The 261-nt window shown below is 39.5% G+C and carries 1 protein-coding gene; it reads right to left on the bottom strand.

The annotated features are described in order from the left end of the window. A partial coding sequence (locus tag FOF46_RS32275) for a hypothetical protein (protein WP_167572062.1) occupies positions 1 to 261 on the bottom strand: 261 nt, incomplete at both ends.

Below are 261 nucleotides of genomic sequence, written 5' to 3'. Positions count from 1 at the left end.
TCTCTGGTGTACCTACATCATCTAATGTTCCTGCAGCTACAACTATTGGTGGTGCAGGTAAAATACCAGTTCCACTTAGGGCTGTAAAGGTAAATGGACCTGTTCCTCCTGTAATCGATACAATCACAGTTTCTGGATTAGTACATGAAATGACTCCATTATTAACAGCACTCGTATCTCTAGTAATCGTTGGATCTGTCATGATCGCAAATGGTGGAACAATAACATCAAAAGTCGTGAATACACAATTATTCTCATCTG

The organism is Aquimarina algiphila (assembly GCF_007489275.1).
Classification (GTDB): domain Bacteria; phylum Bacteroidota; class Bacteroidia; order Flavobacteriales; family Flavobacteriaceae; genus Aquimarina; species Aquimarina algiphila.
Note: the sequence above shows the minus strand (reverse complement) of the source record. Positions and strands in the feature narration are given on the sequence as shown.